Here is a 21333-nt window from a genome sequence, read left to right as displayed (position 1 = left end):
TCCCGGCCGTCTCCTCAGCGGGGCGCATTGACCTTGATAGCTGCGCCCCGAATGGATTTTCGAGCCGTGCCCATCAAGTCGGACACCTCCTCATTTGAGAAGCCCAGCGCCGACGTGATGAGGCAAAATTCCAGAACATCCAAGCGCCTAGAACCAGTCTCTACGGACGAGAGCTTCTGCTGAGGCCATCCCAGATGGGTGGCAAGCTGCACTTGGCTTAGGCCCAATGATGCGCGACGTTCACGAAGGCTACCGACCAAGCGAAGGTACGCATTCTGATAGATCGTCTTCGTGGCCATCCGGTCCGCCTTGGTGAGCGGATGGCAATCTATGGCTCGCGACGCCTCTACAAGAAAATTATGTAGACGGTGCAGCCTGGCCTTGCTAGCATCCGGGCTGGCCAATTCGCCGGGGATCGAGTGATCTATGGGCATAGCCAACAGACCCTCCCTTCCTCGTGGCCCGAGCTCGACGCCCTAGTCGTATCGCTTGGCCCCTTCTATGCCTGCGCATGGTGCGCGCTTGAGCGCTCAGCCAGAGTCAGTGCTCCGGTCTCTGCAGATCCGACTGTCCTGAAGCAGCTGCTCGCCTTCCTCGAAAGTGCCGGCGTGCTAATGGAGCCTGGGGTCCGAAGCGATAGAGCAAGAAGATCGCTTTACGACCCCATCAGCTGGGACTATCGCGACCGATGGCAGGCGCGCGACGACTTGGAGAGGGTGCTCTCGCACGTGTTGGGGGCATGGCGGTCCAGTCTTGATGGGGAAGCCCGACTGTGGCTCTGGCGGCAGCTCGCTGACCGAGAAGCATGTGCCTACCTGACTTCGCTGCTGAGTCGGCACCGGATAGGTGCGCGCCACGCTGAGGAGATTCTTGCGCAACAAGATGATGACTGGGTGCATCTAAGTCTGGGGCGAAAGCGCTATGTGCTCTGGTCGTCGGTGCGAGGCGCGGCAAGCGAGTTCCTGAGTACTGGCGGCGACGATCAGGCTGCTATTCGCGCAATGTCCGAGGAGATGCGAAACAGAGTGCGCTGGTTGACCTTCAGAGAGTCGGCCGGTCAGCTACGGAGGACTGACTTCTGTTTTCTGCCTGCACCTTCGTGGCGCCGCCCACTAATGGTCGATGTGGCTATGGAAACGATTCTCACCATCGGGGCGAACTACTGGCTCGCTCCGCCAACACTGCTTAGCGTCTGAGGTCTTGTCATCCAGCCTCGGCGCGATGTTCGATAGATCGGCTGGGAAAGCCACAGATAGGGCTCAACATTATGCGACCCGCCATACTTGCCCTTGACCTTGAAGGGACCCTGATTTCCAACGCAGTCAGCCAGATCCCGCGTCCAGGGCTCTACGCATTTCTCGATCAAGTCCAACGGCAGTTTGGCCAGTTGGTGATGTTCACCACGGTCGAAGAAACCCTGTTTCGCCAGATTGCCCAGCTTTTGGTGATCGAGGGCAAAGCGCCTGCATGGTTCAGCGAGCTGCCCTATACAACTTGGAGCGGTCCTACCAAGGATCTCACCAACGTATCTCGTCTTCTGGGAGAAGCGCTGTTGCTCGATGACCACGGTCCGTACGTGCACCCCGGCCAACGGCACCTGTGGGTTGAGATCCCATTGTTTGGGCCCCCCTATCTTCCTGAAGACGATGGGTTCGAGATAGCCGCAAGGCGTTTGCAGGATCGTATTCGCGATCTGGATGTTGGAGAAATCGCGTCAGCTCGAGGTGGAGAGCTCAAGCCATGAGGTAGCTTTCGGATCTGCACTACATGGCATTACGTGCTGCACACTCCCCTGTGTCGGTCTGGCCAGAATCCCCCCTGGCCAGGCCATCTTCATCTGCGACTGCAGATGATGCGCTTCGCGGTCCACGACGCCGGCACATTTGGTGCACCGGTTGATCGAATTTCAGTATCACCCCGTGATGCGTAACAGTTCATTCAAGTCGATGCGGCTTCGCGATGCGCATTGATTCAGGTGTTGATTCATATCCACTTCTGGCCTTGGGTTCAACCGATCGACGCAACAGCTTGTCGATATCGCTCTGCCGGTTTCCCTTGCCTAGCGCCTCGTGTGGCTACTCGTTGATTTGGCGTACTACGACATCCAGCTTCGCCTGCGGAACACCGGCCGAGTGGATGCCGATACCGGGGTGTGCCTGAGGTCCGTTGAGGTCGTGCCACAGTGGGCGTAGGGTTCGCCTAAGCCCCCCTTGCGGACAGACCCAATGCACCGACCGCCCACCCCGCAACAGATGCAGCGATATGGCGAGCAGGTGTCTCAGATGAAGCAGGCTATAGACATGCTGCATGACCACGTTGAAGCTACCTGTGGCCTTTTCATGGACAGCTTGCGGGGTTGGGAACAGCTCTCAAAGATGCTTGAGTTGCTCGTAGACAGTCAGGTCAAAAAGGGTATGGCCCGTGAACAGGCCCTTATGTCCCCGCTGATCCACGGGGTAGACCATCCGACCCCGGAGAACGTGCGGCATGTGTCCACTCTGGGTGCTCGTCTAGACGCCTGTGCGCCCGATGGTTTCAACGTCCGCGCTCTGTCTTCGCTGGGCATAGTGTCGATCTTTGCTCATTGGGAGGACAAAACCCGGGGAGAAATTGCCAAGGCATTGGGCATAGAGTTAAACGCTGTGCGCTCCCCCCTGTTTTCCGACATCCGCCGTATGCGGAACAGTCTTCTGCACGCGGGTGGCCGGGTGGATACCTCCAAGCCCTTCGAGGTCCTGCAGTGGTTTAAGAAAGGCGATGTAGTCGTGTTGAATCCTGACCGCTTCCACGAAATCATGGATCGCCTGAGGGCCTTTCCAGATGGCCTTCACACTCCCGGATTCGATCCCTTCCCGGGCAATCGGTGACACTCGGAGGTCTTGCGCTGCAGCAATGGTGACCACCGACATGTCTGCCAGCAGCGCAATGGCCTCCAGGCACATGCGGTGCAGAAGGCGGAACTTCGCCCGAATCGTGTTCTGGGAGAAATTCAAGGCCTCGGCGAGCTTCACCCGCGATTGAGTCGATACTCTTGCTGGGGACGACTTCCGGCACCAGAATGAGGCATCCTAATCAAGGACACCGGCGATGTCTCTTTCGAAGCTCCAACAGCACACGCCGACTATCAAGGACATCTGGGGTGAAGACCCACTTGCCCGCCGTGAATGCGGTTGCCGTTTGGCTCGATTTGAAGCTGAGAGATCAGGCGCAGGCCTTCACACTCATAGATGTCTATCTCCGCACACGTGGGCCTGAAGAGATTGCATTCCCACAGCTCGCCGTGTTCCTGGCGTGCATGCGTTTCGGGCGTGAAAGGAAATATCGCGAGATCATCAAGCATCCAACATCGCAGTCATTCTTAGGCCAGATGGATTTCGACCGTCGACAGGATAGCGGCCTAAAGCCTATGGCAGATTGGGTGGGTTCCCTCGCGGCATGGAATCCTCCTAGTCAGCAAAAGGCATCAGTCATAGTCAACAATGCTATCGCGTACGGAAGTGTTGATGACCCTGAATTGCTTCCCATCCATGCACGTTTGAGGAAGCTCAGAAAAATTGAGCTTTCCGATGTCACGTCATCCTTTTCAAGGCTTGCCAAGGCATAGCTAATCGGCGCGTGGCCCACCGCTAGTGGGCGATGCGCCTGTAGAGAAGAGTCAAGACCGAAAGACTGCCTTGTGTGTGCAGAGTGCGTCAGGTCAATTGCCCAGGGTGTTGTAGATAGGCGCTGGTCACTAAGAGTGTCCGGTCTTGGCCAAGCTTTCCCTCGTGGCCCCGAAAGCGAACGATTCGCGGAACGAGGCTCATTGCATATCTGCTTTGTAATTGCACACTTGGGCAGAGCTCTGCACGCCTGACGGGAATTGGACCCTCCAGATAGCCTGGCGCGGCCGGCAACTCACTGGCTTGTTGGCCTGGCCCAGTCACTTTATCATCGGGGACTGCCAGGGCTAGAAGCCCTTATTGGAGACTTATGCGTTCAATGCGCGGAATCAATCGCTTGGCGATGGAGAAGTACTGGTGCCATGATTGTGACCAGGAGCGATCCCTTGACGATGTTGCAAGCGAATGGAAATGCCCGGAATGCGGCGAGCGGATCCATGTCCGTGCAATAAGTAGCGACGGAAATGAGCGCATTGTGCTTGTGAGAATGCGCGCATCCGAACTTCAAGTGGACGACCTGCTTCTTATGCCAGGTCAATTGGACGGCGACTTCTACCGAGTAATCGGAATAAGTGAAGTTAAGAACAAGCTCGGCATAGGCCTTCGCAATTGGGGCCGCTATGTGGTTGATAAGGACGAGCCGGTAAACTGCCGAAATGGCACCTGGACTGAGGACTAGCTCATCCACGCCGAACTCGCTTCACGGTTCGGCAGGATAGGCCGAGGCGTACGGCTGCTTGTGGCCGAAAGCGGGCAATGCTACAACGTATACGCCAGGACCATTGGGGGGCTCCGCCGGAGCAACGTGGGCATAATGCTCCTGTCCCCAACGTCGCTCATCTTTAGGCAGAGCTTCAGCTGATACCGGTAGCGGCCGATCCATCGTGGCGTGCTCCTTCAAACCCGCCGAGACCCGTTCCAGATGCGGCAGAGGCTGCAGCTGCCGCTCATAGTCTCCTACAAATTGGCGATGGCCGACGCCTGTCGCTTGCTGCCCAGCGGCAGCTAGCTAAGCAGGTGCCAGCATTGAGACTCCACCCGCAAAACTAGGACGCCCTTGCATCAGACCTGAAAGACGGTCATTGCCGGCATAGGCTCTGCGAACGCCAAGCCTTCAAGCACAGCGAAGCCTCGCGTATCGCTAGGTGCTGTCTAGATGCGTAACAGAGAAGTCTTAAAAATACGAAAATTCTCATAGCCGAGGATGCCTACTTTTGCCAGACTGCTTGTTGATCAGTCGCCGCAGGTGGAGTGCGAGTTGCCCCTGCACCACTTTCTACATTGCCTCATCAGCCAAGTTCAACTGGAATGGCATCACTTGCGAGCTTGGATGGCAGCGCGAGGCGCGCGTAAGCCATAAACTAATATCGAGCTGAATCGAAAGTACTGCACGGTTGATTTTGCGAATTATCTCATAGAAGACAACTCTGGCGACTCTTAGCATTGGGGCCACGTTCCGATGTGTCGAGCCATGACGCTCTTCGCGCCTTCTGTAGAACCTCCTCATGCCCCTAATCGCGGCTTCGTTTTGCGAATGCCGGACGGCTTCCGAGATTGGGAGTTGACTAGGCTCATCCTAGGCCCCCGATCCAATGCTGGGACAGCGGCCCCCGACAGCTCGTTGTTCACGCACAACATGAATGGGCACACTGTGGTATACAACAATTCTCAGTGAGACCTATGGTGGACCCCGTGAGTGCCCGTGTGATCATCGCCGATGACCACCCAATCGTCCGTGCAGGTGCACGCGGCATCGTTAGCGGCGACGTGTCGCTCATCGTCGTAGCTGAAGCGGCTACGCCGGAAGAGTTGATGGACGCGTTAGCTCGGGAGCCTTGCGACGTACTGATCACCGACTTAACCATGCCTGGTCGCCAGCCAGATGGCCTGCCGATGCTGGCGTCGGTGCGTCGAAAATACCCGAATGTGGGCATAGTTCTGTTCACAGTCAGCACGAATTCCCGGCTTCTGCAGCTTGCCATTGCTTCGGGTGTCAGATGCGTGGTTAACAAAAACGCGGCGATGGAAGAACTGCCGCAAGCGATCAATGCGGCCCTTCGCGGAAAGCCGTACATCGGACAGTCACTCCAGGCCGAGCTGAACGCAAGCTCGGAGGGCAAGCGAGTAAAGGAAATCTGCCAGCTATCGCCGCGAGAAATCGAGGTGCTACGTTTGATTGCCGCGCATCGAACGGTCAGTGAGATTGCTCAGCAACAGAACCGCAGCGTGGCAACCATAAGTCACCAGAAAATTAGCGGCATGCGCAAGCTGGGCTTTACCACCGACGCGGAGTTGCACGTGTTTCTCAATAGCAGTGATTTCATGCTTTAGGGTTTCAGGGGGCATTGTTCTTCTACGCCTGGGTAACCCGTAGCGTCCCAGTAAGAGGCGTCCGCACGCACGGACTGATCCACAACGATCTCCAGACACTCGTGCGTGAAATGATCTCGCATCGGCGGCAACCGGAAGCGACGCCCATCGCACAGCGCGTCACTGACTAAGTCCATGCCCACAACGTTTTGGGCGCTGTGACCACGTAGATCGGTTCCGGCGACGGCTGCTCCGGCTGCAGATCGGCCGACAATGCCGTAAAGGCAGGCTCTCTTCTTCCTAGATGCGACGCACACGCTTCGCACCGCCACCACACCCGCTCGCAATCATAGTGGATACGCAACTGTGTCATCTCGTGCATCCGCAGGCGGATGGCGCTGCAATCGAGCGCCTTGGCTTTGTCCGAAAACGCCGAGGGCGACATTGCCACAATCCCCAAGGCACGCCGTTCGCTCATTCCAAAGCGCTCTCTCAAGCGGCCAACCCAGCTGTGCTGCTGAGGCACCCTTAAAGCTCTTTTGGGACCACCTCCTGCAGCATCGCCTTGTCCAGACTCAGGTCCGCCACCGTCTGCTTGAGCTTGCGATTTCCTCTTCCAGCAGACGTGGGCGCTTGAGCTCCGAGGGCCCCATGCCACCCTACTTCATGCGTCGCACGTAGAACGTCGACTCCGCAATGCCCATTTTGCGGCACACCTCAACGACCACCATCCCCAGCTCTACTTGCTTGAGCGCGTAGGCAACCTGCTCCTCAGTAAAACGGAACTTCTTCATCGCCTGATTCCTCGTGATCCATGGCGTCCATGCGAGGCGAAGAATCTGCTTTACGCTGGCCCGATTTTTCTGGGGTAGGTCAACTGCCGCGTAGCCAGTTTTGACATGGAAAATTGGACAAATATCGAAAGACCTGCACGCTGTCTCTGGTTACCATCGGGGTGGCCCGTACTATGTTGCTTCTGAGCGTGATCGATAGCCTACACACTGCAGTGAAGATCGTTGTACTGGAAGATGACCAAGTGTTGCGTGATTGCGTGCTGCTACCGCGCCTGCACGATTATGGTTTCGAGGTCGTCGGGATGACGGCCGCTGCCGAGCTGATCGATGGCCTACGGCGGCAGCCTGTGGACATTGCAGTAGTGGACGCTGGTCTGCCCGATGCAGACGGGTTCGAGCTGGTACAGTCGTTGCGACGGTTGTATCCGTCACTAGGGCTGCTGATGCTCACGGGACGGTCGAGCATCAATGACCAGCGGCGCGGCCTGAGCAACGGCGCAGATGCCTATTTGGTCAAGCCGGTTGACGTCGGCCTACTGGCCGCCACACTGCACAGCCTGGCCCGGCGCCTGCGTGGTGGCCAGGTGCCAAGCACCGAGGCGGTGTCTGATGGCAGTTGGCGGCTGGACGCTGGCGGATGGCGATTGCTATCGCCTCTGGGCTGCGGCGTAGCGCTGACGCGCAGCGAGCGGCCACTGCTGCAGCAACTGATGGCCGCCACCGGTGAAGTGGTGTTGCGCGAAGAACTGATCGGCGCCTTGACCGATGACGTGTTCGAGTTTGATTCCCATCGGCTGGATTCGATGATCCATCGTCTGCGACGCAAGGTCGCCAACAGATGCGGCCTGCCGCTTCCGCTGACCTCGGTACACGGCGTAGGCTACGTGTTCATCGCCTGATCCAGTCTGGCGCTGGGCTGTTGGCGTCCAAGTGGGCGCACCTTGCTGACCTTGTGCACGTCTGCATCTCTTCGTTTCTCGTCGCGGCCATCGGCGATCGTCGCACACGTGTCGCGTCGACCGCCGCGGCGAAATGCTTGTGTGCAGGGCGCTGACGTGGGTGGTGAGAAGTCGGTGATGTGACATGAAAATCCGGTGAGAATGCGTGCGTGACAGCTGTTGTTCAAGCGCCTAGGTTGTTCACGAACGGTGCAGAAGCCTGCCTTCTTTGAGCACCGTACACCCCTGACAAGACCCGAAACGACACGCTGGCGTAACTGCCTGCGAATGGTCGATTGGCGTCCTGTTGCCCAAACAATCCGCAGTGCAGGAAGCTTCATGAACAAGATCTTTCGTCGTGTCTGGAACCGTGCCTTGCAGCAGTTGGTCGTCACCTCCGAACTGGCCCGCGGTTGTGGTAGTGCCGGCGGTAGCAGCGGTCGCGTGGTGCTCTGCTTGTTGGCTAGCGCGCTGTTGATGCCGGCTTGGGCGGCCGAGCGGCAGAACAGCGGAGCCCCGCTATGCGCCGAAGACACATTGGATTGCGGCGGCGTGCGGTGCGCGGCGGCCCGCACGGACTGTCACTACTTGGACGTCAACGGCGCCGGTGGTGCGGACCATTACCTGTCGGTGAGCGGAGTCGGTGACGGCAGCGACGATGCGCAGGCGAGCGGCCGTAATGGCAGTGCGGTAGGCCCTGGCGCCAAGGCCGACGGTGATAACAGCAGCTCGTTCGGTCGCCGTGCCAAGGCAGAAGGCGATGACAGCTTGGCGTTGGGCAACGATAGCCGCGCTCGCGGCGATGCAGCAACGGCGCTGGGCAGCGACGCCAAGGCCGACGGCGACAGCAGCGTAGCAATCGGTGACAGCGCCTTTGCGGGGAGCGAAGGTGCGTTGGCGTTGGGTGACCACGCCAACGCTTCGCATGAAGACGCCAGCGCTATCGGTAGCCGCAGTTCGGCTTCCGGTATGGGCGCAGCGGCAGTTGGCGCTGACAGCCTCGCCAGCGGCGCTCACAGTGTCGCGCTGGGTGCCGAGTCCGTCGCCAGTGGCGCCGCAGCGACGGCCTTGGGCGCTGGTAGCACCGCCACGGGCGCGGGCAGCAGTTCGTTCGGCACCGGTGCCAGTGCCAGCGGCGATGCCTCGGTGGCGATTGGCGCAGATGCTACGGCCAACGGCGGGAATGCTGCTGCTTTGGGGCGCCAAGCGATGGCCAACGGCGAAGGTTCGCTGGTACTGGGCAACCGGGCCAGGGCCGAAGCCGACCAGGCTATCGCACTCGGTGAAAATGCTCGTGCCGGTGGCGCGGGCAGCCTTGCACTCGGTGCACAATCGTTGGCTGCTGGTGAGGACGCGTTGGCGCTGGGCAGTGATTCGCAGGCATTGGCTGACAACAGCGTGGCGCTGGGCGCCGACGCGGTCGCCGATCGTGACAACAGCATCTCAATTGGCAGCACTGGCAACGAACGCCAAATCACTAATCTGGCTGCCGGTACCGCCGATACCGATGCGGTCAACTTGGCTCAGTTGAAGGAGGTGGCCGAAGACAGTGCCGAGGCCAGCCACTTCCTGTCGGTCAATGGCCGTGGCAATGGTAGCGACGACGCGCATGCCTCCGGTGAGCGGGCTACCTCCGTCGGACCCAGCGCGTATGCGGTGGGGCACGGCAGCAGTGCCTTCGGTGACAACGCCTTCTCCGAAGGCCACGACTCCGTGGCGATCGGTAGCGAGAGCAACGCCTATGGCAACCGCAGCTTGGCCATCGGTGCTTTCAGTACGGCCGCCAAGGCTGGTGGCCTCGCCATCGGTGGGCGCTCCCAGGTGTTCGATGAGAATGGCATTGCACTGGGCACCAGCAGTGGCGCGCTCGGCCAGGCTGCGTCGGCAATTGGCTACAAGGCCTGGGCACTGGGCGATGGCGTTGTTGCGCTTGGCGAAAGCGCGCGTGCGACAGGTGACGGCGGCATTGCCATCGGTCAGGACGCCATGGTCATCGGTGACCATGCCGTGGCGCTTGGCAGCGATTCCTTGGCCTCTGGAGAGGATGCGATGGCACTGGGCCACAACGCGGTCGCCGATAGGGATTACAGCACCGCACTGGGCAGTGGGAGCTATGCCGCCGGCGTCGGGGCATCGGCCTTGGGCAGCGGCGCGGTCGCATTGGCCGATGGCAGCACCGCACTGGGCGAGGGCAGCCTCGCCACCGGCGAGGGCAGCCTGGCCGCTGGCCGAAACGCACAGGCACAGAGCAGTGATAGTTTGGCGATGGGCAGCTCGGCGCTGGCTACCGCCGACAACAGCGTGGCGATCGGCAAGGATGCGCTCGCGCGCGGGCAATCCAGTATCGCCATCGGTGAGGGCAGCAACTCCAAGGGCGATAAGTCTACGGCGGTCGGGCTGGGTTCGATTTCCGGCGGCGTTGGCAGCAGCGCCTTCGGTACGGGGGCATTGGCGCACGGGGATGAGTCCGTGGCAGTCGGCGATGCGTTGGCTGTGGGCGAAGGTTCGGCCGCGATGGGTCGCAGTGCTTGGGCCGATGGGCTCAGTTCAGTGGCCATCGGGGATCTAGCGTTGGCATTCGGTGACTACGCCATCGCCATCGGTGACTTTGCACAGGTTGGCGGCGACAGCAGCATCGGTATCGGCAATGGAACGTACGCCGGCCCCGCCAACGCCGTGGCCATCGGCAAAAACGCTTGGGCCGGTAGCGAAGGGAGCGTTGCGGTTGGTAAAGATGCCTGGGTCAGGAAGGAGGCCGAGAGCGCCATCGCACTGGGTGCGGGCTCAATTGCCGACCGCTCTCACAGCGTCTCGGTGGGCCGCCTCGGCAACGAGCGCCAGATCACCAATGTGGCTGCAGGCACCGAGGATACCGATGCGGTCAACCTGGCGCAGTTGAAGGCGGTAGCCGATGGCGCGGCCGAGGCCAGCCACTATCTGTCGGTAAACGGCGCCGACAATGGCAGCGATGACGCGCTGGCCGTCGGCGACAATGCCGCTGCTATAGGCACCAATGCCTATGCCGGCGGCGATGCCTCGGTAGCGATGGGCAACCAGGCCGTGGCCGGAGCTGACCGCAGCACCGCCGTTGGCAGCGACAGCTATGCCGACGGTGAGGGCAGCACAGCGCTCGGCAATGGTGCCACCGCGCTGGGTGAAACCTCGGTGGCGGTGGGCTATGGCAGCGTTGCCAACGGCTGGGATTCAGTGGCGATGGGATCCCATGCGCAGGCATCGGGTACCAACGCCGTCGCGCTGGGTTATGCCTCGAAGGCAGAATCCGATGGCTCCACCGCCATCAATACTGGCCAAGAAGAAGGTATGTGGGCAGGTGCCACCCCCGGGGTCGGCAGGAACTCCGGTGGCGCCGTGGCGATGGGCATGGGCGCCTCCGTGGGTGCCGATGCAGCTGGTGCCATTGCACTTGGCCTGAGTGCCACCGTAGCTAAGGGTGCCGAACAGGGCATCGCGATGGGCGTGGGCAGCTATGTGGCCGACAACCAAGGCATCGCCATCGGCGGCCTGGGCGTAGATGACACCGAGCACCTGCGTCCAACCTACGCCGGCGGCGAAGGCTCGGTGGCGCTGGGCGTCGGTGCCACCACCTGGACCGACCATGCCACCGCTGTCGGTGCGTTCGCGGAAGTGACCGCCGACAACGCGACCGCGTTGGGCACCAACTCGCTGGCCGACCGTGACAACTCGGTCTCGGTGGGACGTGCAGGTGACGAGCGCCAAATCACCAACGTCGCTGCCGGTACCGAAGACACCGATGCGGTCAACAAGGGCCAGATGGACCAAGCCATCGCCGACGTCGGTGGTGGCATGGAAGAGCTGGAGAAGTCGGCGGTGAAGTACGACAACCCCGATCGCAAGGACAAGGTCAGCCTGGAAGGCGAGAAGGGCACCAAGATCGCCAACCTCAAGGCCGGTACCGCGCTGGATGAAGCAACCAACGTCGAGCAGCTGCAGGGCGCGGTCACTGCGCTGGGCGGCGGTGCGTACATGGGGAGCGATGGCAAGATCATCGGGCCGCAGTACCAGATCCAGGGCGGTACCTACAGCAATGTCGGCGGTGCACTGGATGCGCTGGACGATGCGGTCAACAATCTCGATGACCGCATCAGCGATGTCGAGGATGGCAAGAGCCCCGGCAATGCCGGCAGCGGCGGCACCAAGGACAAGCCAGTCGATCCGATCGCCGACTACGGCAATGACGAGGGTCCGGACACTGGCCCCGAGAACAGCCCGCCGGGAGGCTCGGGCAACGGCACCTACGACCAGGACACCTACAACGAGTCCAAGAAGTACGCCGATGAAACCGCTGACAGGACCCTGGATTCGGCCAAGTCCTACACCGACAAGAAGTTCGACATGATGGACGACAAGTTCGATGCGCTGCGCAACGACGTCGACAACCGCCTGAGGAACCAGGACAAGCGCATCGACAAGATGGGCGCGATGAACTCGGCGATGATGAGCATGGCCATCAACGCCGCCAACACCCGCAGCGAGCGCGGCCGGGTCGGCGTCGGTGCCGGCTTCCAGGGCAGTGAAAAGGCGTTGTCGATCGGCTATTCCAAGCAGATCGGCGAGCGCGCCAGCTTCAGTCTGGGCGGATCGTTCAGTGGCAGCGAGAGTTCAGCCGGCATTGGTTTCGGCATCGATCTGTAAGTACCCGCACCGCCGACCGCAGATGGCCGGCAGTGGGCCTTGCCGTGGACAGGGCGCCGCCCTACGCGGGTGGCGGCCAAAGCGGTCTTTCCTGTGGTGACCCTAAGTTGGGAGCATTATTTTGAAGAGAGCAATCCGTACGCTTTGTTCCACCGCCGTTGCGATCGGCCTGGCCATCCCGCTGGCCAACGCGGCGCCGCCGATGCTGCGCAAGCCCTTAAAAATCGATGCCGCGACCGCGTTTGTACCGCAGCAGCTAATCGTCAAGTACAAGGCGGGTACACGCCTGGCGCACGGCGATGTACTGCTGCTCGACCGCTTGCAGGCAGCTGCCAGCCGGACCCGTGCCGCTTGGCCGGCTGGTACGGTTGCGCCACTGCAGTTCACGGTGCTGCGTGGCACCGCCACCGGTGCGCGGCTGGTGCGGGCCTCGCGCGGACTGCGGGCCGCCGAGGCCGATGCACTGTTGACCGAACTGCGCCGCGATCCAGACCTGCAGTACGCCCAGCTGGACACGCTCAAGCAGCGCCTGGACAGCCTACCCAACGACCCGGAACTGCCGACCCGGCAGTGGGACATGAGTCAGGCTGGCGTGGGTATCGCCGCACCGGCCGCCTGGGACCACAGCCAGGGCGATGGCGTGATCGTGGCGGTGCTGGACACCGGCTACCTGCCGCATCGCGACCTTACCGCCAACATCGTGCCCGGCTATGACATGATCAGCGAGTATGGGCAGCCGCCGAACGGCTGGGACATCGCCGGCGATGGCGATGGCCGTGATGCCGACGCTACCGATGTAGGCGACTGGACCGACGCCAGCATGCCGTGGTGCGGCGGCGAGAGTGAAAGTTCCTGGCACGGCACCCATGTGGCCGGCACGGTGGCGGCGGTCGGCAACAATGGCGTGGATATTGCCGGTGTCGCTTACAAGGCCAGGGTGCAGCCGGTGCGTGTGCTCGGTCATTGCGGCGGACTGACCTCGGACATCGCAGATGCCATCGTCTGGGCCGCAGGAGGCCATGTCGAAGGTGTGCCGGACAATGCGACGCCGGCCGAGGTAATCAACATGAGCTTGGGGGGCTCCGGTGTCTGCAAGGGGGACTCGGCAACCCAAGAGGCAATCGATTTCGCGATTTCGCGCGGGGTCGCGGTAGTGGTCGCCGCCGGCAACAGTAGCGCCGATGTGAAGAACTTCTCGCCAGCAAGCTGTAACGGTGTGGTCGCTGTCGGTGCCAGCGGAGTCAATGGCGGTCGTTCGTACTTCTCCAACTACGGATTGGGCGTCACCCTGTCCGCACCAGGTGGCAATGCCAGCGCCGGCAACGATCCGATCGATCGCTGGATCTGGTCGCTGGGTGACTCCGGTGCCACCGTGGCGACCAACGACAATGCTCTGATTGGCATGATCGGTACCTCGCAGGCCAGTCCGCACGTGGCCGGCGTGGTGGCGTTGATGCAAGCCGCCGCGGTTGCTGCTGGTCGCGCTCCGCTGACCCCTGCGCAGGTCACCCAGCTGCTGCGCAGCACCGCCCAGCCGTTCCTGGTGGTGCCGTCGCCGACCACGCCGATGGGCGCGGGCATCGTTGATGCCGGTGCGGCGGTGAAGGCGGCTATGGAGGACATCATCGACGATCCCGCCAAGGTGCTGGTCAGTGGCCAGACGGTCGGCGGCCAGAGCGGCGGTGCCGGCCAGAGCCTGCTGTACAAGATAGAGGTGCCTTCCGGTAGCAGAAGCTTGCAGCTGCGCAGTTTCGGCGGTGTGGGCAACGTCTCGCTGTATGCGTCCGCCGGCGAAAAACCGACCTTGGACAAGTACCAGCGCAAGTCGCTCAAGCCGGGCAACGGCGAGGCCATCGTGGTCAATCTGCCCACTGCCGGAACTTGGTACCTGCGCCTGGTCGGCGAGCAGGGCTTCAGCGGCGTCAGCGTGCTGGGCGTGCAGCAGTAAACGCAAGGCGATCGGGGCGGTGCAAGGCCGCCCCGACTCTCAGCACTCGAGGACGTTCACCGCTAGGGATGTTCCGAGCAGATCACTCGTAGCATCACCACCGTGTCGTACACCGCCTCTTCCATCGATGGGTCGCTGAGGGCGAACCACTGTTGCAGGAAGTGGATGCGCAGCATGGTCACCAGCGGATACGGCTGCCGCGGCCTGTCTTCGGGTAATGCGCCTCAATCAGCGCCAGCGGCCGCTCCCGGGGCACCTCCTGACCCATCTCGTTGCGGAACAGCTCTCGGCGCGTCTTCTTGCGCTGAACTAGGCCTTCGGCATCACCGAATGTCAACTGCATGGTGGGTCATTCAATGCATGTCCGATGGGGTTCAAGCTTGCCGGCCGGCGGCCGGCACTACCATCGGATCTCGTGCGGATTTGTTCATTGCTCCCCAAGTAGGCGCTGGATTGTCCGGCCGCGCGTGCCTATGCGTCGTGGCTAGCTTCAACCTGCTGCCCGCAGCGATCGCAGCGGTAGATCATTGCGGCGGCCAATAGCTGCCTTGATATGGGCCCGAAGAGCATACTGCGGCTGTCGGTGGATGCGGCCACGCTGGATAATCTGATTGATGCTTGGTACGGTGCCCGCCGCGCGGCTGGGCGCAGCGTGCGCTGCGGTTTCCTATCACCGGCAGTGCATCAGTCGCTGTTCGTCTGGAGATGGATGCGGAACAGTTCGTTGTTATTCTTAATGCCCAGCTTGCGGAAGGCGGACTTTTTTTGGGTGCTGATGGTATTGGCATTGCGCGAGAATTTGGCCGCGATCTCATTCACCGACAGGCCCTCCAGGAAACATCGGATGACCTCCTGTTCACGCGGCGATAGCTTGTGCTTGGAGAGCCGGTGCGCAGCGTGGCCCGGCATGGCCTCGGCCGTCGGCGGTTCGGCCGGCAGGGGGCAAGTGGCCTCATGACCGCGATAGATCTTCAGCGCCTCTTCCATGTCCGGGTGCAGGTAGACACCGCCCCCGGCTACGCTTCGGACCGCCTTCAGCAGCTCGGCAAGCGGTTGACGCTTGCCGATGAAACCTGCCGCACCCGCCTGCAGTGACAGCGATACGGTGGCCGGTGTGTAGTGCGCAGACATCACCAGTAACCTGATGCCGGGAAAGCGCACGCTGAGCGCGCGGATCAAGTTGAAGCCGTCTATCTCTGATGGGCCCAGCATGAAATCCATTAGCACCACATCTACTCGGCGCGCGGATAGGTGAGCGATCAGCTCGGCGCCGCTGCTGTAGGAACCCAGCACCTGAAGACCATCTATGGCCCCGAGGCAGCTGGCCAAGGCATGACGGACGAATTCGTGATCATCTAGCAGGGCCACCGTATGTTGGGTGTCGAGTCGCATTATCGCTCTATCTCGTTGAAGCGGTCAGGGCGTAGGCGCTGTGCGTAGCGATCATGGGGCCGCGTGGGCAGGGAGCGGCGGTGGCGGCACCGATCATTCGACGAAAGCCTTTGCCAGCCCGGGTTTCAATACGCTCATCAATTGATGGCTGAAGATTAAGAATGGCGCGATTGCGGACACCGATCAATCGTCAGACGTGATGTGGTCGGCAACGTTCAATCTCCTTGTCGTTGAGGATTGGGCTCCAAACCGTCGCGCTACTCAGTCTACGAGCAGGTCGGCTAGACAACAGACCTTTGGCTGGGTGCCCACTACTAGGCGACGGCGCTGCCTCTAGCTAGTGCGGACTCTTCCACGAAGCGTGATAGCAGCCAGTCCGTTGTCCTACCCGCTGCGGATCTGCACTACTTGTTCTGAGCCGCCGTTCGAAAAATTCTCCAGCAAGTGGGATCCGGCCGCGGTTGGCGCGTCGATCGCGCATTGGCGTCTACGGTACAGGTGATCAGGACTGACGCAGTTCCTCAAGCATGTCTGATAGACGTTTGATGGAACCACTCCGATCGTCCATCGGATCTTCCTCGATAGCCGCCGCCGTTGCGGCAAGCGCGTGCCTACTAACCAAGCCCGCGGCGCCGTGCAGTCTATGCGCATAAAACACGATCTGGTCCTGATCCGCTGCCTGCAGCGCATTCAGCAGTTGCTGCACGTCATCTGCCAGTAGTTGATGGAGATCAACCGCCATAGAGGCCTCCACTTGGCGCTGCAGCGCCTCAGTAGCAGCATCATCGCCTGCATCTACCGCACCACCGCTCCATAAGGCCAACATGCCGCGCAGCTCAGTCAGGCGAATCGGCTTCTTCAGCACGCCGTTCATGCCACTGTCGTGGCAGCGCTTTAGATGCGCAGCATCGGTCGCGGCGGAAATCGCGATCACCGGCAAGCGGTCGCAGCCCGCAATGCCTGATGACCGGATCATTTGGCAGGCAGTGTAGCCATCCACTTCTGGCATGAAGCAATCCATTAGCACGACATCGGGGAGGCTGCGACCTTTGCGAAGGCGCGCCATTGCGGCCTCCGCGCTGTCGGCAGTTTCGGCGGTGATGCCAAGCCGAGACAGCTGCTCACTCAGCACAAGCCGGTTCGGCGCGTGATCATCCACCAACAGGACGCGTAGCCGGGCGATGCCGGTGCCGGCGTGGGTTGCTGCAGCGACCGGCGCTGGCTGCGCAGGTTCCACCGGAATGCGCAGGCTTACCGTGGTACCTTCGCCTTCTTCGCTGTACAGTTCGATGCTCCCGCCCATTAGAACCACCAATTCCTTGCAAATTGCGAGTCCTAGCCCGGTGCCACCGTACCGGCGAGACACGCTGCCGTCAGCTTGGGTGTAAGGGTCGAATATGCCGGCCTGGAGGGGGGCTGGAATGCCGCAACCGGTATCGCTAACTACCGAATCCAACCACGTCGTGCCGTGCTCCCTGACTACAGCAATGGCAAGGGTGATGCTGCCGCGTTCGGTGAACTTGCGGGCGTTGCCCAGCAAATTCATCAACACTTGGCGCAGGCGGGTAGGGTCGATCATCAGCCAGTGTTCGCCCGCAGGCAAATCCAGGTGCAGGTCAATGCCGCGCTGCTGCAGATCGCGGCTGAACAGGGACGCGAGGCTGCGGGCCAGCGCGCCGATCTCCACCGGCACCCTTTCCAGCTGCATCTTACCTTCGTCCAGCTTGGACAGGTCCAGCACATTGTCGAGCAGCCCGGTGAGTGCCTCAGCAGCCTGCTCAGCAGCTTTCACAAGCGCTCTTTGACGGTCTTCGACCGCCTCGTCCGCCAGCACCTCGATAGCACCCAGCACGACGTTGATAGGTGTGCGAATTTCATGGCTCATAGTCGCCAGGAACCGCGCCTTGACGCGCTCCCCCTCGAGGGCAGCGCGACGCGCGCGCATGGCCCAACGGGCGACGACGGCCAGGGTGAGAATTAACATGGAGATGGCAGCGACCCATGGCCAGTTGTACTGCAATACGGCCTTTAGCGTAGGGGCACCGAAGTCCTCGCTACGTAGCCACTCTTCGCGGATGCTGGATTCTTCTGCGGTGGACACCGACGACAGTGCTTTCTCAATGATCGCATGCAACTCCGGCCAGTCCTTCCGCGTGGCGAACTGGGCCGTCATCGCCATTCCGATCTCCGGGCGGGAGATATAGAGCTCGCTTTCTTCGCGGCGGGTTATGAAAGGCACAAACGTCATGGTCGTGCCCATGGCTGCATCCGCTTTGCCATCCATCACCATCTGGAAGGCATCCCGAGGTGTTGGCACCTTCACTACCTTGATATCCGGAAACTTCATCTGCAAGACATCGGCGTATTGCCCTTGGGTGCGCGCAGCAACCCTTTTCCCCGCCAGATCGGCCATGCTCCATACGTTCGGATGCTGCGGCCTGCTGAACACCACGCTGTAGGCCACCAAGTAAGGGCGCGAGAGCTGTACTGCTTGCTTGGTCGGCTCTGACAGACGGTCGGGCATCGCATTGACCAACATATCGGCTTGGTGATCGATGACTAAGCTCTGCGCGGCATCCCAACTATTAGCAGGGGTGAATTCGAAATGCAGCCCGGTGCGCTTGCTGATGAGTTCCAGATACTCGGCAGACAAACCGCCGAGCTTGCCATCGCGAAGATACTCTAGTGGAGGCAACTGGGCATCGGAGGTCACCCGTATGGTTGGGTGGGCTGCAATCCATTCCCATTCTGCCCTTGTGAGCTGAATGGGCTGGGCCGATGCACTATTGGTCGTGCATACGGCCAGCAGGACGAGCCAGACCATGTCGATCCAGCCGCGTAGATAGGCAGAGCCGGGCAGAGCGAGCGGCATCGAAGGGGATCCAATAGAGCTGGCAGAAATTGTCATGACGGGGGTGGGGGCCACCTAGAGCGAGGGTAACCCGAAATTCGTCGTGGCGAGTAGAAGACCTGCCTCCACGCGACTCAGCGTATTTGGCGAGCATTTTGCAACTATTCAAATAGAAAATAGTCAGCTGTGCGGGGCATCCTTGCTTCCCGTTTCGCAGCCTGTGAAGTACCTTCGCGATGAGCGCGCCCGCCTCAACTGTTGCCACTTCATCCGGTTTCACGCTGCTGGAACTGATGGTCACGGTGGCCGTGCTCGCCATTCTGGTCACAGTGGCTTTGCCTTCGTTTTCGGCGATGATCGCTCGTAACCAGATCGCCGTCGCTGGCAACGATCTCATAGCCGGGCTGCAGCTCGCCCGTCACGAAGCTATTCGCCGCAATACCGCTGTGCAGGTCTGTGCTTCTGCGGATGGACGGGCGTGTTCCGACGTGGACTGGAACCGCTGGATCGTGCGAACCAGCAGTGGCGTTGTGCTACGGTCTGGGAAGATTCCCGCGGTGGTGACGGTGCTACCGCAGGGGGCTTTCCAGCACGGTTTGCAATTCGACACCACTGGCCTGTTCCATGGCCGCCGAAGCCAAGACCGGCAGGGCCATTTAGTGCTGTGCAGCGCCAGGACTGAACGCCGCCTGCAGCTCGAAGCCTCGTCCGGTATTCGCATACAGTTTGCCCCCAGTGCGCAGGGGAGTTGCGCATGAGCGGTGGGCATCGCTGTGTGCCCGGGGGCGCGCGCTCGATGGCTGGTGCTGGCTTGATTGAGGTGCTAGTGGCGGTGTTACTGCTCGCCATCGGGGGCTTGTCGGTGGCATTTGCCCAGGCAACGGCATCGCGGCGGACGCAGGGTGCGATGCTCAGCACTACGGCCGTGCATGCCAGCGCCAGCCTCGCCGATGCGATGCGGGCCAACCACCAGGCCGTGCTTGACGGCGCCTACAACACGACTGGGGAGCTGTGTGCGGCGACGGGTGGGCCTGCTGGCAATCTGGCCCAGCAGGATCTGCGCCGTTGGATGGAGGGCCTGGCGGCGGGCATGGACGCTCGCGCTGCTGTTTGCGGCAGTGTCGATTGTCAGGCGGGGATTTGCCAGTTGACGGTGAGCTGGGACGATGCCCGCGCCGCAGGGCAGGAGGGCGCGCCGCGCACTTCGCTGGTGCTGGGGATAGCACCATGAGGTGTATGCGAGGGGTGAGTCTGGTCGAGCTGATGATTGCAATGGCATTGGGGTTGCTGTTGCTCGGTGCATGCGGGTACTTCTACCTCGCGTCCCTCACCGGCACCCAGTCCACCTTGAGCGTATCGCGCGTGCAGGAGTCGGGGCGGTTGGCAATGGAGCTGATTGGCCGTGACATCCGGGGTGCAGGCGATCTGCTCTGTGATAACCGACTCCCGGTGACCAATCTGCTGGCAGAGCGCGACCGGCCCTTTTGGGGAACACTGGGCGAGCCGCTGAAAGGCTCCTTGGCCGGAAGTGGCGTCAGCTTCGAAGACCCGGTATTGACCACCGGCAGTGGTGCGGGGCAACGCCTGCCCGAGGGCCCCGCGCTACGCCTGTGGACTGTGGTGCCACTTGCCATCGGCGCAACCGGGCAGGTGGCATCGAGCCAGCCGATCCCGGTCGCCGGAAGCCAGCTGCCCCCCATTGGGGCGCCACTGCTGCTGTGTGACTTCAGGATGGCTACGCTGGTGAGAGTTACCGGGAACGGCGGCAATATCGGCCACGCCGCACCGGCCAACTGCACGGACTACTTCAGCATCGGCGAGGCGTGCCCGGCCGAAACCCCGGCGGAAGCGGCCCGGCATCGGTTCGGTGTCGATACGGCCTTCGGCCTGCCGCGCCAAGTTCGCTGGTTCCTCGGCAATGACGAACACGGCGTGTCGTCGCTGTACCGGCAGGAACTGGTCGACGGGCAGGTGACCAGTGGTGGCCCGGTGTTGGCCGGGGTGAGCCACTTCGGCTTGCGCTATCTGGTGGAAGGTAAGACCGATTACGTGACAGCCGAACAGATCGCGGACAGCCAATGGCGTCAGGTACGCGCGGTGCACGTGCAGCTGCAGATTGAGACTCCGGCCGGCTCGGGGGCGGAAGCTGGCATCTCGCGAGTATTTCGACAGACTTACAGCGTGCGGAGCCGCCTGCAATGACCCTCTCTTCTGCTTCCAACCAGCGCGGTATTGCGCTGTTCACCGTCCTCATCGTGCTACTGCTGGTATCGCTGCTGGTGCTGGTTGGCTTGCGTTCCAGCCTACTGCAGGAACGCATGACCGCAGGCACCCGCGATCGGGCCATGGCGTTCCAGAACGCCGAAGCGGCCTTGGACCAAGCGCAGGCGGCCATTGGCGCCAGCCGTTTCGGTGAGGGTGAGGGTGGGCTCGATTGCTCGAGCCGGTTTGATATCGCCAGTGCTCTGTGCTGGTCACACCCCTCGCTGGCCGGCTCGGCCGCGCCAGGGCGTGGCTGGCGCGAAGCGCACGACCTGCAGCCGCAGGCGCTGAGCGCCGGCGCACCAGGCTTCGCAATGCAGTACATGGGTCGGCGCGAATCACAGATCGAACTCGGCTTGGGCGATGAACCCAACTACGGCGAATCGCCCGGGCGCGTCGAAGCCGACTACTACCGCGTGCTTGCACGCGGATCAGACCACCAGGCCGCACCGGACCGTTCGCAGGTTCTGCTGCAGGCGACCATCGTCCGTGAATGAGGTTC

16 protein-coding genes and 2 pseudogenes are annotated in these 21333 nt (G+C 61.5%); 10 read left to right on the top strand and 8 right to left on the bottom strand.

Features of this window, described 5'->3' with window-relative positions; translation table 11 throughout:
* Window positions 1-14: 14 nt before the first annotated feature.
* Entirely contained in the window at window positions 15-299 is a 285-nt protein-coding gene (locus CCR98_RS20080) for a helix-turn-helix transcriptional regulator (RefSeq protein WP_087923976.1), read from the bottom strand.
* Window positions 300-1267: 968 nt separating this feature from the next.
* Here CCR98_RS20080 and CCR98_RS20070 point away from each other — a divergent pair.
* Window positions 1268-1744: an NIF family HAD-type phosphatase gene (locus CCR98_RS20070; protein WP_087923974.1), complete on the top strand. Its 477-nt coding sequence runs from the start codon at window positions 1268-1270 to the stop codon at window positions 1742-1744.
* A gap of 889 nt (window positions 1745-2633) precedes the next feature.
* Here CCR98_RS20070 and CCR98_RS21160 read toward each other — a convergent pair.
* Window positions 2634-3011 carry a hypothetical protein gene (locus CCR98_RS21160; RefSeq protein ID WP_157721556.1) on the bottom strand — a complete coding sequence of 126 codons (378 nt, stop codon included), beginning with the start codon at window positions 3009-3011 and terminating at the stop codon, window positions 2634-2636.
* Between the two features lie 128 nt (window positions 3012-3139).
* Between CCR98_RS21160 and CCR98_RS21155 the strand changes: the two genes are divergently transcribed.
* The gene (locus CCR98_RS21155) at window positions 3140-3604 is read left to right on the top strand and encodes a hypothetical protein (protein ID WP_157721555.1); all 465 of its coding nucleotides are present in this window, start codon (window positions 3140-3142) and stop codon (window positions 3602-3604) included.
* A gap of 374 nt (window positions 3605-3978) precedes the next feature.
* Here CCR98_RS21155 and CCR98_RS21150 read toward each other — a convergent pair whose 3' ends face one another.
* Entirely contained in the window at window positions 3979-4350 is a 372-nt protein-coding gene (locus CCR98_RS21150; protein ID WP_157721554.1) for a hypothetical protein, read from the bottom strand.
* A 1004-nt stretch (window positions 4351-5354) separates the two neighbouring features.
* On the opposite strand from CCR98_RS21150, the gene CCR98_RS20060 reads away from it, so the two are divergent.
* Window positions 5355-5993 carry a response regulator transcription factor gene (locus CCR98_RS20060; RefSeq protein WP_198361042.1) on the top strand — a complete coding sequence of 213 codons (639 nt, stop codon included), beginning with the start codon at window positions 5355-5357 and terminating at the stop codon, window positions 5991-5993.
* 166 nt (window positions 5994-6159) lie between these two features.
* On the opposite strand, the gene CCR98_RS21375 is transcribed toward CCR98_RS20060, so the two are convergent.
* On the bottom strand, window positions 6160-6450 hold the full coding sequence (locus CCR98_RS21375; protein ID WP_087923971.1) for a hypothetical protein: 291 nt from the start codon (window positions 6448-6450) through the stop codon (window positions 6160-6162).
* 36 nt (window positions 6451-6486) lie between these two features.
* Window positions 6487-6766 (bottom strand): annotated as a pseudogene (locus CCR98_RS21370) (transposase); the annotation flags it as partial.
* Between the two features lie 113 nt (window positions 6767-6879).
* Between CCR98_RS21370 and CCR98_RS20045 the strand changes: the two are divergent.
* From CCR98_RS20045 to CCR98_RS20035, 3 genes are all read left to right on the top strand, one after another.
* Window positions 6880-7665 carry a response regulator transcription factor gene (locus CCR98_RS20045; protein ID WP_232463059.1) on the top strand — a complete coding sequence of 262 codons (786 nt, stop codon included), beginning with the start codon at window positions 6880-6882 and terminating at the stop codon, window positions 7663-7665.
* Between the two features lie 378 nt (window positions 7666-8043).
* Window positions 8044-12378: an ESPR-type extended signal peptide-containing protein gene (locus CCR98_RS20040; RefSeq protein WP_198361041.1), complete on the top strand. Its 4335-nt coding sequence runs from the start codon at window positions 8044-8046 to the stop codon at window positions 12376-12378.
* A 121-nt stretch (window positions 12379-12499) separates the two neighbouring features.
* Complete coding sequence (locus CCR98_RS20035; RefSeq protein ID WP_157721553.1) at window positions 12500-14326, top strand: S8 family peptidase; 1827 nt, start codon at window positions 12500-12502, stop codon at window positions 14324-14326.
* 104 nt (window positions 14327-14430) lie between these two features.
* On the opposite strand, the pseudogene CCR98_RS20030 reads toward CCR98_RS20035, so the two are convergent.
* The 3 genes and pseudogenes from CCR98_RS20030 to CCR98_RS20020 form a co-directional block, all read right to left on the bottom strand.
* A pseudogene (locus CCR98_RS20030) lies at window positions 14431-14669 on the bottom strand (transposase); the annotation flags it as partial.
* Between the two features lie 341 nt (window positions 14670-15010).
* Window positions 15011-15718 (bottom strand): response regulator transcription factor, encoded by a 708-nt coding sequence (locus CCR98_RS20025; RefSeq protein ID WP_087923966.1) that lies wholly within the window; start codon window positions 15716-15718, stop codon window positions 15011-15013.
* 502 nt (window positions 15719-16220) lie between these two features.
* Window positions 16221-18590: a transporter substrate-binding domain-containing protein gene (locus CCR98_RS20020; protein ID WP_198361040.1), complete on the bottom strand. Its 2370-nt coding sequence runs from the start codon at window positions 18588-18590 to the stop codon at window positions 16221-16223.
* Between the two features lie 215 nt (window positions 18591-18805).
* On the opposite strand from CCR98_RS20020, the gene CCR98_RS20015 reads away from it, so the two are divergent.
* From CCR98_RS20015 to CCR98_RS20000, 4 genes are read left to right on the top strand one after another with little or no spacing between them, the layout of a single operon-like run.
* Complete coding sequence (locus tag CCR98_RS20015) at window positions 18806-19327, top strand: GspH/FimT family pseudopilin (RefSeq protein WP_087923964.1); 522 nt, start codon at window positions 18806-18808, stop codon at window positions 19325-19327.
* Complete coding sequence (pilV, locus tag CCR98_RS20010; protein WP_087923963.1) at window positions 19324-19800, top strand: type IV pilus modification protein PilV; 477 nt, start codon at window positions 19324-19326, stop codon at window positions 19798-19800. The genes CCR98_RS20015 and pilV overlap by 4 nt, the downstream gene beginning before the upstream one ends.
* A 14-nt stretch (window positions 19801-19814) precedes the next feature.
* Complete coding sequence (locus CCR98_RS20005; protein WP_157721551.1) at window positions 19815-20771, top strand: PilW family protein; 957 nt, start codon at window positions 19815-19817, stop codon at window positions 20769-20771.
* Window positions 20768-21328, top strand: coding sequence for a PilX N-terminal domain-containing pilus assembly protein (locus CCR98_RS20000; protein WP_087923961.1), 561 nt, complete (start codon window positions 20768-20770; stop codon window positions 21326-21328). Before CCR98_RS20005 ends, CCR98_RS20000 begins: the two co-directional genes overlap by 4 nt.
* Window positions 21329-21333 lie beyond the last annotated feature (5 nt).

Origin of the sequence: Stenotrophomonas sp. WZN-1, from assembly GCF_002192255.1 — a bacterium.
Taxonomy (GTDB): domain Bacteria; phylum Pseudomonadota; class Gammaproteobacteria; order Xanthomonadales; family Xanthomonadaceae; genus Stenotrophomonas.
Note: the sequence above shows the minus strand (reverse complement) of the source record. Positions and strands in the feature narration are given on the sequence as shown.